The organism is Pseudoroseomonas ludipueritiae, assembly GCF_014490445.1.
GTDB lineage: Bacteria > Pseudomonadota > Alphaproteobacteria > Acetobacterales > Acetobacteraceae > Pseudoroseomonas > Pseudoroseomonas ludipueritiae.
In genome coordinates, this window is sequence record NZ_JACTUZ010000135.1 from 1 (window position 1) to 12,191 (window position 12,191).

The 12,191-nt window shown below is 70.6% G+C and carries 10 protein-coding genes; 5 read left to right on the top strand and 5 right to left on the bottom strand.

All coding sequences use genetic code 11. The features are described 5' to 3' along the window. Positions 1-1,130: glycosyltransferase (locus IBL25_RS20385; RefSeq protein ID WP_187780346.1), on the bottom strand; the 1,130-nt coding region annotated here is incomplete at its 3' end. Between the two features lie 47 nt (positions 1,131-1,177). Between IBL25_RS20385 and IBL25_RS20390 the strand changes: the two genes are divergently transcribed. Further along, positions 1,178-1,735 carry a sterol desaturase family protein gene (locus IBL25_RS20390; protein WP_202986836.1) on the top strand — a complete coding sequence of 186 codons (558 nt, stop codon included), beginning with the start codon at positions 1,178-1,180 and terminating at the stop codon, positions 1,733-1,735. Here IBL25_RS20390 and IBL25_RS20395 read toward each other — a convergent pair. The 4 genes from IBL25_RS20395 to IBL25_RS20410 all read right to left on the bottom strand — a co-directional run bounded on the left by IBL25_RS20395 (position 1,677) and on the right by IBL25_RS20410 (position 6,870). Next, entirely contained in the window at positions 1,677-2,609 is a 933-nt protein-coding gene (locus IBL25_RS20395) for a phytoene/squalene synthase family protein (protein WP_187780347.1), read from the bottom strand. The genes IBL25_RS20390 and IBL25_RS20395 overlap by 59 nt on opposite strands. After that, on the bottom strand, positions 2,606-4,099 hold the full coding sequence (locus IBL25_RS20400; protein WP_187780348.1) for a phytoene desaturase: 1,494 nt from the start codon (positions 4,097-4,099) through the stop codon (positions 2,606-2,608). Before IBL25_RS20400 ends, IBL25_RS20395 begins: the two co-directional genes overlap by 4 nt. A gap of 166 nt (positions 4,100-4,265) precedes the next feature. Further along, positions 4,266-5,162 (bottom strand): alpha/beta hydrolase, encoded by an 897-nt coding sequence (locus tag IBL25_RS20405; protein ID WP_187780349.1) that lies wholly within the window; start codon positions 5,160-5,162, stop codon positions 4,266-4,268. A 73-nt stretch (positions 5,163-5,235) separates the two neighbouring features. Continuing rightward, positions 5,236-6,870 carry an ABC transporter substrate-binding protein gene (locus tag IBL25_RS20410; RefSeq protein WP_187780350.1) on the bottom strand — a complete coding sequence of 545 codons (1,635 nt, stop codon included), beginning with the start codon at positions 6,868-6,870 and terminating at the stop codon, positions 5,236-5,238. 135 nt (positions 6,871-7,005) lie between these two features. Here IBL25_RS20410 and IBL25_RS20415 point away from each other — a divergent pair, with 135 nt between their 5' ends. The 4 genes from IBL25_RS20415 to IBL25_RS20430 form a co-directional block, all read left to right on the top strand. Further along, complete coding sequence (locus IBL25_RS20415) at positions 7,006-8,616, top strand: ABC transporter substrate-binding protein (protein ID WP_238940559.1); 1,611 nt, start codon at positions 7,006-7,008, stop codon at positions 8,614-8,616. 44 nt (positions 8,617-8,660) lie between these two features. Then, a complete protein-coding gene (locus IBL25_RS20420) occupies positions 8,661-9,680 on the top strand; it encodes an ABC transporter permease (RefSeq protein ID WP_187780351.1) in 1,020 nt (339 codons plus the stop codon). Continuing rightward, the gene (locus IBL25_RS20425) at positions 9,673-10,482 is read left to right on the top strand and encodes an ABC transporter permease (protein WP_187780352.1); all 810 of its coding nucleotides are present in this window, start codon (positions 9,673-9,675) and stop codon (positions 10,480-10,482) included. Before IBL25_RS20420 ends, IBL25_RS20425 begins: the two co-directional genes overlap by 8 nt. Beyond that, the coding region (locus IBL25_RS20430; protein ID WP_187780353.1) for a dipeptide ABC transporter ATP-binding protein at positions 10,479-12,191 on the top strand (1,713 nt) is incomplete at its 3' end. The genes IBL25_RS20425 and IBL25_RS20430, both read left to right, overlap by 4 nt.

Below are 12,191 nucleotides of genomic sequence, written 5' to 3' on the forward strand. Positions count from 1 at the left end.
CGGCGGATGCGCCAGGCCGGCGCGCGGCCGCCACGCACCAGCCCGGCCCCGGCCTCCGCCACCCGCGCCGCATTGTCGGCATTGTCCCGCCCCAGCGGCAGGCAGAGCAGCGGCACGCCATGCAGCAGCGGCCGGATAACGGAACCATGCCCGCCCTGCACGATGGCGGCGGCGCAATGGGGCAGGATGTCGTCATGCGCCGCGCCGCGCAGGATCTCCACATGTTCGGCCGCCGGCAGGCTCTCCGGCTCCACCGCCGGGCCCAGGGTCAGCACGCCACGCACCGGCAGGCCGCGCAGCGCCGCGATGCAGCGCCGCAGCGCCCCCCGCTGGCCCATCTCGGTGCTGCTGAAGGAGATCAGCACATGCGGCAGGCCGGGGTGGCGGGGCTGCCAGCGCCCGGCCCAGGGCGGCGTTTCCAGCAATGGACCGGCATAGGCGAAGGGTTCCGGCACGCTCTCCAGCCCGAAATCGAAGGCCTGGGCGGTAGCCAGCAGCGACAGCCGCAGCAGCCGCAACTGGTCCAGCACATGCGCCAGCGGTGGCAGGCCCAGCGCGGCGCGGGCGGCGTTCAGCGCCGGCAGGCCGGTGTCGTAGAGCGAAAAGGTCCAGTCCCGGGCGAAGGTGTCGCGGCGGCTGTGCCATTCCTTGTTGCCGGGGCGGAAGCCGGGGCCGAAGGGCGGCAGGTCCGCCCGCGTCGGGTAGGGCCAGACATTGGCGGAAAAGGAGACCACCGGCACCCCGGCCTTCTCCCCCGCCAGCATAGCGCCCAGCAGCAGCTCGTTGCAGATGATGAGGTCGGCGGGTTCCTCCCGCAGCATGGCCAGCAGGTCCTCGGCATAGGCCAGGGCGGGGGCGCAGATCACCTCCTCGCACAGGCTGCGCACCAGGGCGGGGGGCCAGAAGGCGCGCAGATGGTCCCGCAGCGGCGCCGCGGCCTCGGCCCCTGGCTGCCGGTTGGGCGCGCGGCGCCAGGGCTGGAAGGGCAGGCCGGCGGCGGCGGCGCGGCTGGCCTCGTCGCTGACGAAGCGCAGGCTGGCACCGTCCGCCTGCAGGCGGCGGGCGAATTGCGCGGCGGGGGTGACATGCCCGCCGCCCTCGAAGGTCGCGAGGATGATGGCAGGCGGCATCAGCGGACCCTATATGCCCGCTGCCGCTTCAGCACAGGGAGGCCGACTTGGCCGAAGCTTTCTTTCAGTTCTCGTGGCTGCTGCCGGCGGGCATCGTCCTCGGCACCGTGCTCGGCATGGAACTGGTGGCCTATCTGGCGCATCGCTACCTGATGCATGGCTGGGGCTGGGGCTGGCACAAATCCCACCACGAGACGCATGACGGCTGGTGGGAACGCAACGACCTTTACGCCGTGGTCTTCGCCGGCTTCTCGCTGCTGCTGATGTGGCTGGACCCGGAGCACCGGGGCCTGTTCTGGCTCGGCATCGGCATGGCCACCTACGGCTTCCTGTATTTCGTGGTGCATGACGGGCTGGTGCACCGGCGCTGGCCTTTCCACTGGGTGCCGCGCCGCGGCTACATGCAGCGGCTGTATCAGGCGCACCGGCTGCACCATGCGGTGGAAGGCAAGGATGGCTGCGTCTCCTTTGGCTTTCTCTACGCGCCCCCGGTGCGGGTGCTGCGGCAGCAGTTGCGGGAACGCCAGGGCGCGGCACCCGGCGATGTCAGGGGCGCCGCCACAACAGACCCGGCCGCGGAGGCGGGGCTGCCCGACGGGCGCTGAGCGCCGCCACGCCCCCGGCGCCGACATGCCAGAGCTTCCGGTGCTTCGGCACCACCACCCGCCGGTCCCAGCCCCTGGCGCCCTGGGCACGCAGGCGGGTGCCGATCTCGCGATACACGCCGCGTGCCGTGGCCACCGCCCAGGCGGCGCGCGGCGGCAAGGCCGCCAGTCCGGCGAAGGCTGAATCGTAATAAGGCTCCGCCGCATCCAGCAGCCGGGTGGCGACGCCCGCCAGTGCCGCGCGGTGGCGCGGGTCGGCGATCTCCTCCGGCGGGATGCCGGCTTCCGCCAGCCAATCCGCTGGCAGGTAGATGCGGCCCAGCGCGGCATCGTCCAGCACGTCCCGCGCGATATTGGTGAGCTGGAAACCGAGGCCGAGGTCGCAGGCGCGGTCCAGCGTGTCCTTTGCCTCCGGCGGCACGCCCATCACCAGCGCCATCATGATGCCGACCACGCCGGCCACATGATAGCTGTAGCGCAGCGTGTCATCGAGCGTGCGGTATGGAGCGCCCTCCACATCCATCGCGAAGCCTTGCAACAGCTCCAGCGGGTAGCGCTGCGGAATGCGGTGCCGCGCGGCGACGCGGGCAAAGCCGGTAAACACCGGGTCCGGCATCGGCGTGCCGGACAGTGCCCGGCGTGTCTGCATGAAGAGCGCGTCCAGCCGCTGCTGCGGCGTCTCGCCACCGGCCATGCCGGGCGCGGCGAAACCAGCCACCTGCCCATCCACCACGTCGTCGCAATGGCGGCACCAGGCATAAAGCATCCAGGCATCCTCGCGCATCTCGCGCCCGAAGAGGCGCGAGGCGACGGCGAAGCTCTTGGAGCCGGTGCGGATCGAGGCCTCGCCGGCCTCCACCACCGCGTCGGTCATGGCGCACCCTCCAGCATCAGCCCCGCCGTGGCCTTGGCGGAGCCCACCACGCCCGGCACGCCCGCGCCCGGATGCGTGCCGGCGCCAACGAAATACAGGTTGCGGATCACATCGTCGCGGTTGTGCGTGCGGAAGAAGGCCGATTGCGTCAGCACCGGCTCCAGCGAGAAGGCGGAACCGTGGTGGCTGTTCAGGTCGTCCCGGAAGCCATCCGGCGTCAGGATATGGCTGGTGACGAGGTCGCGCTTCAGGCCGGGGATGTAGCGTTCATCGAGGTAATCCAGGATGCGGTCGCGGTAGCGCGGGCCTTCCACCGACCAGTCGATCGGCGCATTGCCGAGATGCGGCACGGGGGAGAGCACGTAATAGGCGCTGTGCCCCGGCGGCGCGAGGCTCGGGTCCGTCACGCTCGGCGCATGCAGGTACAGGGAGAAATCCTCGGGCAATGCGCTGCCGCGGAAGATCTCGCGGATCAGTTCGCGATAGCGGGCACCGAAGAGCACCATGTGGTGCCGCAGGTCCCGCCGCTCGCCGCGCAGGCCAAAGTAGATCACGAAGAGCGACATGGACCAGCGCTTGCGTGCCAGCTTGCGCGCCGCCGCCTGCCCACGTGGCGTGCCTTCCAGCAGGCGCGCGTAGGTGTGCATCACATCGGCATTGCTGGCGACATTGTCGAATTCGCCCTGCCAGCCATCGGCGCAGCGGATGCCGGTGGCGCGCGGCCCCTGCGTCTCGATCCGCGCCACCTCGGCGCCGCAGCGGATGGTGCCGCCCAGATCCTCGAAGAGCTTTACGAGTGCCCGCACCAATGCACCCGTGCCGCCACGCGGAAACCAGACGCCCCAGCGCCGCTCCAGCGCATGGATCAGCGCGTAGATCGAGGAGGTGGAGAAAGGATCGCCGCCCACCAGCAGGGAATGGAAGGAGAAGGCCTGCCGCAGGTGCTCGTCCCGGATGAAGCGGGAGACCATGCCATAGACCGTGCGGTCGGCGCGCAGCCGCACAAGCTGCGGTGCCACGCGCACCATGCTGGCGAAATCCAGGAAGGGCTTCGACCCCAGCTTGATATAGCCTTCCTGCAGCAGCTCCTCGGAATAGCGCAGGAAGCGGCGGTAGCCTTCCACATCGGCCGGTGACTTGGCGGCGATCTGCGCGTCCAGCGCCGACTGGTCGTTCACGTAATCGAAGCGGAAGCCGTCTTCCCAGCAGAGCTGGTAGAAGGGGCTGACCGGCAGCATCTCGATGTAATCCGACATGCGGCGGCCGGAGAGGGCGAAAAGCTCCTCCAGGCAGCCGGGATCGGTGATGACGGTGGGGCCGCCGTCGAAGGTGAAGCCATCCTGTTCGTAGACATAGGCGCGGCCGCCGGGCTTGTCGCGCTTCTCCAGCAGGGTGACGTCGTGGCCGGCGGATTGCAGCCGGATGGCCAGGGCCAGCCCGCCGAAGCCGGAGCCGATGACCGCCGTGCGCGGCCGCGTCGTGGCGTTCATCGCGGGACGCGCGTGGGGGCAGGGCGCGTTGCTGCGCGGCGGGGAGGATGGATCATCCGGTTCATATGGAGGGGCTAGCCCCTTCGCCAAGCGGCGCGCCAGCCATGGCGCGAAGAGTTCCGCCGGCATCGGCGGGCCGCATCCGCAGCCCGCCGCCTGGCACGCCTTACAGCGCGCCGACGCCGCCCTTGGCCCAGGAGCGCAGGGTGGCGTCATCGGTCATGGCCTTGTCGAACCACAGGCTGGCGCAGACGCGGGAGATCACATCGCCGTCGTGGCCGATATGCGGCACCGGCACCAACTTCCAATTGCAGGCCACGCCGCGCCGCGCGGCCTCGGCCTGCCCGGCCGCCAGGTAGTTATGCGCCCGCGCGAAGCGGTGCGGCCCCTGCGCGATGGCGCCGGGATTGGCCGGCAGGCTGGGGCCGGAGGTCTCGATATCCTGCTCGCCCGCCAGGATCAGCAGCGGGAAGGCCAGCAGGCGCAGCAGCTCCGCCTCGCCCAGGCCGATGCCGCCGAGGCCGTCCGGGAAGTCCTTCTCCAGCGTCGGCAGCGTGTACCAGCCGGGATTGCCGACCGCGATGCCCTCGAAAACATCCAGCGGCTGGGTGGAGGCCATGCGGTGGCCGAACTGCCCGCCCGCTGAATGGCCGTAGAAATAGGCCTTCTGCCGCCGCGTGATGCCGGCCTGTTGCAGCCAGGCGAAGACGCGCGCGGGCACCGCATAGCCCCACTTCTCGCGCGGCTGCACCGTGCCGTCCTTCAGCAGGACATGGCCGTTGTTGTAGACCTCGGCGCCCGGATAATTCTCGTTGTCGAAGTTGGGCGCCACGATCAGCAGCCCGTGCTTGTCGGCCGCGGGAATCCAGAAGTCGCGGTATTCGTCGCCATTGCGGTTCATGCCGTGCTGCACCAGCACCACCGGGCTGTCCGGCGTGAAGTTCGCCGGGCGGTAGGTATGCAGCACCAGCGGGCGCGTCGGGTCGCCGGCCTCGTCGATGAAGGGAATGGCATTGCGGCCGGGGGCGGCGAGCGCCTGGGCCAGGGTATCGGCAAAGCTCATGGAACAGTCCTGCTGAAGGGGCAGATGCGGGCGCGCCGCGCGGGCGGAAGGCCCGGCGGCGCGCGGCGCGGCATTACTCGGCGGCCGTGACCTCGGTCGCCATGGTGGTCTGGTCCACCCGGCCCTGATAGGCCAGGCCCTTGCGGAAGGCCCAGACCGCGCTTTCGAACTGCACCGGGATCACCGGCATCTCTTCCAGCGCCACCTTGCCGGCTTCCTGCAGCAGCTTGACGCGCGCGGCCTCGTCCATGGTGACCTTCGCGCGGCCGGCCAGATCGTCGAAGCGCGCATCGGACCAGCCGCCGTAGTTGCTGGTGCCGAGGCCGCGCTCGCGGTCCGTGCTCATCAGCCAGGTGCTGAAGAACATCAGCGTCTCCGCCGCGTCCGAGCCCCAGCCGCCCAGGGCGACGCTGAATTCCCGCTTGCCGCGCCGGCCGAAGTAGACGGAGGAGGGCATGGCATCCAGCTCCACCTTCACGCCGATGCGCTGCCAGAACTGCGCCAGCACCTGCGCCAGCCGGGCATCGTTGATGTAGCGGTTGTTGGTGGCATGGAAGGTGAAGGAGAAGCCGTCCGGGTAGCCCGCCTGCTTCAGCAGTTCCCTGGCCTTCGCCGGGTCATAGGGCAGCACCGGCAGGCCGGGGATGGTGCCCGCCATGCCATCCGGCAGGAACTGCGCGGCGGGCAGGGCGATGCCGTCCATCACCCGGCTCTCGATCGCCTTGCGGTCGATGGCGAGGGACAGCGCCTGCCGCACCCTTGCGTCCTGCAAGGGATTCTTGCCCTGGCCGCCATTGACGAAGGGGCTGGGGCTGCGGCCGGTATCGAGCTGGATGAAGATCTGCCGCGTGGTCGGCTTGGCCGTGATGCGGAAGCCCGCATTCTCCCGCAGCCGCGGCAGGTCGCCGGTGGCGGGGCTTTCCACCACGTCGTAGTCGCCCGCCAGCAGGCCCGCGAGGCGCGGACCGGCGGCGGTGACCGGCGTCATGCGCACCACCTGCCAATGCGGCTTCTCGCCCCAGTAGTCGTCGTTGCGCCGCAGCTCGGTGGTGGCATTGCGGCTGTAGCTGGCCAGCTTGTAGGGGCCGGTGCCGATGGCGGCGGAAGTGTCGTTGAACTGCGCGGCGGCGGGCCAGGGGCCGGCGAAGCCGCAATCCTCGCCCTTGGAGAAGTCCAGCTTCGCCTGGTTGATCAGGCTCTGCGGCAGGACCGTCAGGTTGCTGATGTCGCTCAGCAGCAGCGGCTCCGGCTCCTTGGTGGTGACGCGGATGCTGCGCTCGTCCAGCACCTCCACCTTCTCCAGCCGGCGCACGATGCGGGAATAGGACTGGACGACCTCGTCCTTGTTGTTCTGCGCGCGGCAGAAGGTGAAGAGCACATCGGCCGCCGTGAAGGGCTGGCCATTGTGGAAGCGCACGCCGGGGCGCAGCCGGAAGGTCCATTCACGGTCGCCCTCCCGCGTCCAGCTCTCGGCCAGGCCGGGCCGTGCGACGAGGTCGGCATCCAGGTCCACCAGCCCCTCGAAGATATGCTGGCGCAGGCTGTTGTTCGGCGTCAGCGCATAGTTGAGCGGGTCGGCCGAGGTGGTCTCGGCGGAGAGCGCGATGCGCAGCGTCTGCGCCCCCGCCGGCAGGGCGGTGCCGCCCAGGACAAAGGCCAGCGCTGGCAGCAGCGCGCGCCGGGCCAGGGTGGTGGTGAATCCTGTCATGAGCGGTGTCCTCCGAGACTGCGTTGAGAAACACTTCTTTGCAAACGATTGCAACTGTTTGGCGGGCTGGCCCGCCCCGTGCCGCTGAGGCATAGGCGCCGCGCGGCGCAGCTTTGCCGTGGATGGAGGAGACGGATGATGCAGCGCCGTGATGTTGCGAAGCTGGCCGCCTGGATGGGCTTGGCCGGCGGGCTTTCCGGCCTGCCGCTGCGCCGGGCGCGGGCGCAGAGCCGGGCGGAGAGCCTGCGCGTGCTGACGGAGGGGGCGCCCAACAGCTTCGACCCCATCGGCCCCGGCGTGAACCGCTATGCCATCGAGCTGCACTGGAACGCCTATGACCGGCTGCTGCGCTTCGGCACCGTGACGCGGCCGGATGGCACCTTCTCCTACGACTATTTCACGCTGGAAGGGGAACTGGCGGAGCGCTGGGACATCTCGGAAGGCGGCCGCGTCATCACGCTCTTCCTGCGCCCCGAGGCCCGCTTCCATGACGGCAGCCCGGTGACGGCCGAGGATGTGAAATGGTCGCTGGACCGCATGGTGAGCCTGCCCATCGGCCGCGCGCAATTCGCCACGGGCTCCATGACGAGCACGGAGCAGTTCACCGTGCTGGACGCGCACAGCCTCCGCATCACCACGCCGCGGCCGGACCGCTTCACCCTGCCCAATCTGGCCCTGGCGCAGCCGGTGATCTTCAATGCCCGCCTCGCCCGCGCCCATGCCACCGAGGACGATCCCTGGGCGGCGGAATGGCTGCGCACCAACGTGGCTGGCGGCGGCGCCTTCCGGCTGGACAGCCACAGTCCCGGCCAGTCCCTCCTGCTCTCCCGCAACGACGACTGGAAGAGCGGACCATTGCCGGAGTTCCGCCGCGTGCTGTGGCAGGTGGTGCCCAGCGCGCAATCCCGCCGCATCTCGCTGGAGCGCGGCGATGCCGACCTGGTGCAGGACCTGCTGCCGCAGGACGCCGTCTCGATGCGGGAGCAAGGCAAGGTGAAGGTGGTGGGCGTGCCGATGACGGGCGCCTTCCATTTCATTGGCATGAACAATGCCCGCCCGCCCTTCGACAACGTCAAGGTGCGGCAGGCCATCGCCCATGCGCTGCCCTACCGGCAGATGTTCGAGGCCGCGCTCTTCAGCCGCGGCGCGCCGCTTTTCGGCGGCACCGCCGGGGAGGCCGAGGGCACGCTCTTCCCGCAGCCGCTGGGCTATGACACCGACCTGGCTCGCGCCCGCGCATTGCTGGCGGAAGCCGGGCTGCCGGATGGCTTCGAGACCACCTTCTCCTTCGACCTCTCGCTCGCCACGGTGGCGGAGCCGGTGGCCCTGCTGGTGCAGGAGGCGATGGGCAAAATCGGCATCCGCGTCACGGTCAATAAGGTGCCGGGCGGGCAGCTCGGCACGCTGCTGGAGAAGAAGGCGGTGCCCTTCTTTTTCGAAAGCTCGGCGGCCTATCTGGCGCCGGCGGATTACTTCTTCCGCATCTTCTACCATGGCCCGACGCGCTGGAATTTCGGCAGCTACGACAACGCCGAATTCAAGACGCTGGTGGAGCGCACGCGCTTCCTGCCCGAAGGCGCGGAATACGATGCCGATGTGAAGCGCATGATCGCGCTGGCGAAGCAGGAGGTGCCGATCATCCTGCTCTGGCAGCCGGCGCTGGACACCGGCATGCAGAAGAATGTGGAAGGGTATAAGTATCTCTTCCACCGCATGCTGGACATGCGCACCCTGAGAAGGACCTGAGGGGCATGGCGCGGCAGGGTGCCCGCCGGCACGCGGGCTGAGCGATGCGGGGGCTGCTGCGCCGCCTGCTGGCGCTGGTGCCGGTGCTGCTGGGCGTCGTGCTCGCCAGCTTCCTGCTGACCCGGCTGCTGCCAGGGGATCCGGCGGTCTTCTTCGCCAATAGCGTCACCGCCGATGCCGGCACGGTCGCGGCGCTGCGGGCCCGGATGGGGCTGGACCTGCCGCTGTGGCAGCAGTTCCTGGCCTATCTGGCGCAACTGGCGCGGGGGGACCTGGGGCAATCCATCCAGACCGGCCAGCCTGTGGCGGCGGACCTGCTGCAACGCCTGCCGGCCTCGGCGGAACTGACGCTGGTGGCGCTCGGCGCCGCGCTGCTGCTGGCGCTGCCGCTGGGCATCGCGGCGGCGCTGCGGCCGGGCTCCGTCATCGACCATGCCTGCCGCCTGGTGAGCGTGGCGGGGGTGGCGCTGCCCAGCTTCGTCACCGGGCTGCTGATGATCTACCTCTTCTACTTCCGCCTCGGCCTGGCGCCGGAGCCGATCGGGCGGCTCGACCCCTTCGCCATCCCGCCGCCGCGCGTCACCGGCTTCCTGCTGCTGGATACGCTGCTGGCGGGGAATGGCGCCGGCTTCCTCGCCGCCGCGCGGCAACTGGTGCTGCCGGCCGCCACCATGGCGCTCTTTGCCCTGGCGCCGCTGGCACGGATGACGCGCGCCGCCATGCTGGATGTGCTGGGCAGCGACTTCATTCGTGCCGCCCACGCGCATGGGCTAGGGCGCCGGCGCATCGTCTTCTCCTATGCGCTGCGCAACGCGCTGCTGCCGGTGGTCACCACGCTGGGCATGGTGTTTTCCAGCATGCTCGGCGCCAATGTGCTGGTGGAGCGTGTCTTCGCCTGGCCCGGCATCGGCTCCTATGCGCTCGATGCGCTGATGGGGCTGGATTACGCGCCGGTGCAGGGCTTCATGCTGGTCATGGCCGGCCTGCTGGTGGGCGTGAACCTGCTGGTGGATCTGCTCTCCGCCATCATCGACCCGCGTAGCGGGCTGCTGCGCGATGCGTAACCCGCTGCTCTTGGCCGCCGGCCTCATCCTGGCCCCGCTGCTCTTCTGCGCGCTGCTGGGCTCCTGGCTCGTGCCCTTCGACCCCATCGCCACCCAGACCGGCATGGCGCTGCGCCCGCCCTCGGCCACGCATTGGTTCGGCACGGACCAGTTGGGGCGCGATGTCTTTTCCCGCGTCGTGGTGGCGGCGCGGCTGGATCTCGGCATCGCCTTCGCGGCGGTGCTGCTCTCTCTGGCTTCGGGCACCGTGCTGGGCGCGGCGATGGGCTATGTCCAGGGCTGGCTGGATGCGGTGGCCGGGCGCCTCACGGATGTGCTGATGGCCTTTCCGCTCTTCATGCTGGCCATGGTGCTGGTGGCGGTGCTGGGGCCTTCCGCCACCGCCGTGGTCTGCGCCACCGCCGCCGTGAACCTGCCCTTCTACATCCGCCTCGCCCGTGCCGAGACCAGCATCCGCCGCCACCTGGGCTATGTGGAGGCCGCGCGGGTCGGCGGCTCCGGCCATGGGCGCATCCTGCGCGTCTTCCTGCTGCCGAATATCCTGCCGCCGCTGCTGGTGCAGGCCTCGGTCAATCTCGGCTGGGCGGTGCTGAACACCGCCGGGCTCTCCTTCCTCGGCCTCGGCATCCGCGCGCCGGCGCCGGAATGGGGGATCATGGTGGCGGAGGGGGCGCAGTTCGTCATCTCCGGCCGCTGGTGGATCGCGGCCTTTCCCGGCCTCGCGCTGATGCTGGCGGTGCTCGGCTTCAACCTGCTGGGCGACGCGCTGCGCGAGGTGGTGGACCCACGCCAGCGCGGATGAGCCCGCCGCTGCTCTCGGTGCGCGGCCTCGCCGTCGCCTTCCACACCCGTGCCGGCGGCGTGCAGGCGCTGCACGGCATGTCCTTCGACCTTCGGCCGGGGGAGATGCTGGGCATCGTGGGTGAAAGCGGTTCCGGCAAATCGGCCACTGCCCTGGCGCTGATGGGCCTGCTGGGTCCGGCTGGCCGGGTGACGGCCGGGCAGGCGTTCTTCGAAGGGCAAGATCTGCTGGCAATGGGGGAGGGCGCCCTGGCCCGCCTGCGCGGCGCCGGGCTGGCCATGGTGTTTCAGAATCCCCGCGCGGCGCTGAACCCGATCCGCCCGGTGGGGTCGCAACTGGCCGATGTCATCGCCCGGCACCATCCCGGCGGCAGCGCCGAGATCCGCGCGCGGATGCTGGAGGCGCTGCGCCAGATGCGTATCCCGGACCCCGAGCGCCGTGCCCAAGCCCTGCCGCATGAGCTTTCCGGCGGCTTGTGTCAGCGCATCGGCATTGCCCTGGCCTTGGCTGGCGACCCGCGCCTGTTGATCGCGGATGAGCCGACCACCGGCCTCGATGTCACCACCCAGGCGGCGGTGATGGACCTGTTGCGCGGCGCCCTGCGCGCGCGTGGCGCCGGCTCGCTGCTGATCACGCATGATCTCGCTCTGGCCGCGCAATATTGCGACCGCATCCTGGTGATGCAGGCGGGGCGGGTTGTGGAGGAAGCGCCGGTCGGCACGCTGTTCACAGCGCCGCGCCACCCCCATACGCTGCGCCTGCTGCGCGGCATGGCCGCCGCCGCCGGGCGGCTGGAGGATCTGTTGCCGGAGGAGGGCGAGCTGCCGGAGCCGCCCTCGGCCGCCACGGGCCGGGGCGCACCGCTGCTGTCGCTGCGCGGGCTGCGCAAGGCCTTTCCGTTGCGGCGCCCCGGCCTGTTCCGTCCCCGCCCACGCCTGCTGGCGCTGGATGGGCTGGACCTCGACATCCATCCTGGCGAGGCGGTTGGCCTGGTGGGTGAATCCGGCTGCGGCAAATCCACCCTGGCCCGGCTGGTCAACCGCCTGGCCGAGCCCGATGCGGGCGAGGTGCTGCTGGAAGGCCAGCCCATCCAGGCCATTCCTCCTGGCGCTTTCGCGGCCTCACCGCAGCGGCGGGCGATCCAGATGGTGTTCCAGGACCCGGTGGGCAGCCTGAATCCGCGCTTCACCGCCTTTGACTGCATCGCCGATCCGCTGCGCCAACTGTTGCCGGCCGAAGGCGCCGCCACCCGCCGCGCCAGGGTGGAAGCCGCCGCCGCCCGCGTGGGGCTGCCCCCCGCGCTGCTGCCGCGCTACCCGCACCAGCTTTCGGGCGGGGAGAAGGCGCGGGTGGGCATCGCCCGCGCCATGGCGGTGGAGCCCCGCCTGCTGGTGCTGGACGAGCCCACCGCCGCGCTGGACGCCCCCTTGCAGGCCCTGGTGCTGCGGCTGCTGGCGCGGCTGCGGCGGGAGGTGGGCGTGGCGCTGCTCTTCATCAGCCACGATCTGCATCTGGTGCGGCTGCTCTGCGACCGCGTGGCGGTGATGCATCTGGGGCAGGTGGTGGAGGAAGGCCCCACCCGGCAGGTCCTGGCATCGCCACGCCACCCCTATACCGCCGCGCTGCTCTCGGCCCTGCCGCACCCGCCCGGCGCCGCGCGCCCCCGGCCGCTGCGGCTGGAGGGCGAGCCGCGGAGCCCGGTGGACCCC

What these genes read in the sequence shown, in the direction of transcription:
- IBL25_RS20410 (WP_187780350.1), bottom strand. Translation starts at nt 6,870, where the DNA reads ATGACAGGATTCACCACCACCCTGGCCCGGCGCGCGCTGCTGCCAGCG.
- IBL25_RS20405 (WP_187780349.1), bottom strand. Translation starts at nt 5,162, where the DNA reads ATGAGCTTTGCCGATACCCTGGCCCAGGCGCTCGCCGCCCCCGGCCGC.
- IBL25_RS20420 (WP_187780351.1), top strand. Translation starts at nt 8,661, where the DNA reads ATGCGGGGGCTGCTGCGCCGCCTGCTGGCGCTGGTGCCGGTGCTGCTG.
- IBL25_RS20400 (WP_187780348.1), bottom strand. Translation starts at nt 4,099, where the DNA reads ATGAACGCCACGACGCGGCCGCGCACGGCGGTCATCGGCTCCGGCTTC.
- IBL25_RS20425 (WP_187780352.1), top strand. Translation starts at nt 9,673, where the DNA reads ATGCGTAACCCGCTGCTCTTGGCCGCCGGCCTCATCCTGGCCCCGCTG.
- IBL25_RS20395 (WP_187780347.1), bottom strand. Translation starts at nt 2,609, where the DNA reads ATGACCGACGCGGTGGTGGAGGCCGGCGAGGCCTCGATCCGCACCGGC.
- IBL25_RS20415 (WP_238940559.1), top strand. Translation starts at nt 7,006, where the DNA reads ATGATGCAGCGCCGTGATGTTGCGAAGCTGGCCGCCTGGATGGGCTTG.